Genomic DNA, 2845 nt, shown 5'->3' with positions numbered 1-2845 from the left:
CCGACGGAGCGGCCGGCGGCGGCCGCGCCGCTGCGCCGCACCCGCACCTGGTGGCGCGACACCTCTGGCGCCGCGGTCTGGCTGCTGCTCCTGGGCGTGACCGCGCTGTGGATCCACGGCGGCGGACTGGCCGACGTCGGCAGCGTCGGGGGATTCCTGAGCAGCTTCGGACGCCTCACCGGGCTCATCGCCTCCGCCCTGCTGCTCGTGCAGGTCTTCCTGATGGCCCGAGTGCCGTGGTTCGAAAAGGCTTGGGGCCAGGACGAATTGGTCCGTTCCCATCGCCTGATCGGGTTCACCAGCTTCAACCTGATGCTCGCCCACATCCTGCTCATCACCCTCGGGTATGCCGCGGGGACATCCGAGGGGATCTGGGGCACCATCGTCGACTTCACCGTCAACTATCCCGGGATGCTCCTGGCGATCGCCGGCACCGCCTGCCTGGTCATGGTCGTCGTCACCTCGATCAAGAAGGCCCGCGCCAGACTGCGCTATGAGTCCTGGCACCTGATCCACCTCTATGGCTATCTCGGCGCGGGCCTGGCCCTGCCGCACCAGCTGTGGACCGGCCAGGAGTTCCTCGACTCGCGTGCGGCGACGGTGTTCTGGTGGACCTTGTATGCCGTGGTGGCCGCCGCCGTGCTGGCCTTCCGCGTCGCAATGCCCCTGTTTCGCTCGCGCCGCTCGGACCTTCGCGTCGTCGCGGTGACCGCCGAGGCCCCCGATGTCACCAGCGTGACGCTGCGTGGACGCGGCCTGAACCGACTGGGGGCGCAGGGCGGTCAGTTCTTCAACTGGCGCTTTCAGGACGGACCCGGCTGGACGCGGGCCAACCCCTACTCCCTCTCCGCGGCCCCGACCGACGACACCCTGCGCATCACCGTCAAGCATCTTGGTGCCGGGAGCGCCCGGCTGGCCGATCTCCAGGTCGGCACCAAGGCGCTGATCGAAGGGCCGTATGGCCGCTTGCACCCGGGAGTCCGCGGCAACCGCAAGGTGCTGCTCCTCGGTGCCGGCATCGGAATCACGCAGATGCGCGCCCTGCTGGAGTCGCTCCCGCAGTCGGCGGGTGATGTCACCATCGTCCACCGGGCCAGCTCCCGCGACGAACTCGTCCTCGGTGAGGAGATCGAAGCCCTGGCCGCCCACCGCGGCGCGCGCTACGTCGTCGTCGACGGGCACCGCATACCCGGTCGCGACTCGTGGCTCCCCGAGTCGGCCGCCCATCTGGGCGACGCCGAGGCCCTTCTCCAGATCGCCCCCGATATCGCCGACCACGACGTCTACATCTGCGGCTCGGGGCCGTGGATGGCCGCCGCCGAGGCGGCCGTGAAGGACGCGGGCGTCGCCCCCAAAGCCATCCACATCGAACACCTCGAGTACTGAGAGTCAGGCCCGTAATGCGCAAGATCACCCTCTGGCTGATGAGCACGCTCAGCGCGCTTGTCCTGCTGTTCAGCTATCCCACGTCCCGCAATGCGACCGCCAGCAGCGCGGTCGCGGCCGCGGCTCCCACGACGACCGAAAGCAGCTCGGGCACAACGGATTCCACGGACAGTGCTACGTCGCAGTCGCCGACCGGTAGTGCCACCACCGACGACACCTCGTCGGACGCGACCACGGAGAGCTCAACCCCCGGCAGCAGCTCCACGAGCAGTTCATCGTCGGATTCGTCCAGCTCCGATGCGGGCACCCAGACCTACGCCGGCGACGCCGTCAACACCCAATGGGGCCTGGTCCAGGTCCAGATCACCGTCGAGAACGGCAAGATCACCAAGTCCGAGGTGCTGCAGGTGCCGTGGAGCAACCACAAGGACCAGGAGATCAACTCCTACGCGGTGCCGATCCTCAACCAGGAGACGGTCGACGCGCAGAACTCGTCGATCGACATGGTCTCCGGTGCGACGGTCACCTCCGTCGGCTACATCCAGTCGCTGCAGTCCGCGATCGACCAGGCGCACCTGTCATGACGACCACCACCCTTCCCCTGCCGACCCGGCCCGGCCCGCGAGCCGCCCGCGCCGCCCAGCCTGCCCAGCCGATCCAGCGCCGAGCCTTCGTCGAATTCATCATGGGCATGCCGATCTCGTTGCACGTCAAGGCGATCGACACGTCCCGGACGGACATCGACCAGGCCGCCGGCAATGTCTTCGCCACCTTGCGCAAGGTCGACGAGGTCTTCAGCCTGTGGCGTGCAGACAGCGAGCTGCGCCGGCTGCAGGCCGGTGCCGTCCTCGCCGGGGAATGCCATCCCTGGCAGGCCGAGGTGCTCGAGCTCTGCCTCGGGGCCGAGGAGCGCACGGGCGGGCTCTTCACCGCCTGGCGCGCGGCGCCGGGCGAGGTCCCGGCATACGACCCCACCGGTGTGGTGAAGGGGTGGGCCATCGAGCAGGCCGCCGCGCTCTTGCGCCTGGTCCCCGGAATCTCGTTCTGCCTCAACGCCGGCGGCGACATGGTCGTCGGCTTCGGCACCGGAATGCGGGGCGTCGCCCCCAGCTGGTCGATCGGGATCGAGGACCCGCACCAGGCCGGCCGGATCGCAGCGACGGCCGAGGTCGTCGAAGGGGCCGTGGCGACGTCCGGCACGGCTGCCCGAGGATCGCATATCGCCGATCCCCGCACGGGAGAGGCGGTTTCGCGTTCGGGGTCGGCCACCGTGGTGGGTCCGGATCTCGTCTGGGCCGATGTGTGGGCGACGGCGGCCTTCGTCGACCCGGCCGCGGTGCGCGACCTGATGACCGAGCGCGCACCGGAGTCCTCGCTCACCGTGCTCTAGCGCTCACCGTGCTCTAGCGCTCACCATGCTCTAGCGCTCACCATGCTCTAGGAGACTGCTGAACAAAAG

At 69.1% G+C, this 2845-nt stretch carries 3 protein-coding genes; all 3 read left to right on the top strand.

Annotated elements, in window-relative coordinates; all coding sequences use genetic code 11:
• The coding region (locus BN11_RS14930) for a ferredoxin reductase family protein (protein ID WP_157044392.1) at positions 1-1386 on the top strand (1386 nt) is incomplete at its 5' end.
• A 38-nt stretch (positions 1387-1424) separates the two neighbouring features.
• Positions 1425-1970, top strand: a complete 546-nt coding sequence (locus tag BN11_RS14925) for an FMN-binding protein (RefSeq protein ID WP_235435501.1) — start codon at positions 1425-1427, stop codon at positions 1968-1970.
• Entirely contained in the window at positions 1967-2776 is an 810-nt protein-coding gene (locus BN11_RS14920) for an FAD:protein FMN transferase (protein ID WP_083433786.1), read from the top strand. The genes BN11_RS14925 and BN11_RS14920 overlap by 4 nt, the downstream gene beginning before the upstream one ends.
• Positions 2777-2845 lie beyond the last annotated feature (69 nt).

It is taken from the genome of Nostocoides australiense Ben110 (genome assembly GCF_001050535.1).
GTDB classification, from domain to species: Bacteria; Actinomycetota; Actinomycetes; order Actinomycetales; family Dermatophilaceae; genus Nostocoides_A; species Nostocoides_A australiense.
The sequence above is the reverse complement of the archived record's forward strand: the minus strand, read 5'-3'. Positions and strand labels throughout refer to the sequence as shown.

Bases quoted from the DNA above. Each gene is read 5' to 3' on its own strand.
- BN11_RS14925 (WP_235435501.1), top strand. From the start codon at position 1,425: ATGAGCACGCTCAGCGCGCTTGTCCTGCTGTTCAGCTATCCCACGTCC.
- BN11_RS14920 (WP_083433786.1), top strand. From the start codon at position 1,967: ATGACGACCACCACCCTTCCCCTGCCGACCCGGCCCGGCCCGCGAGCC.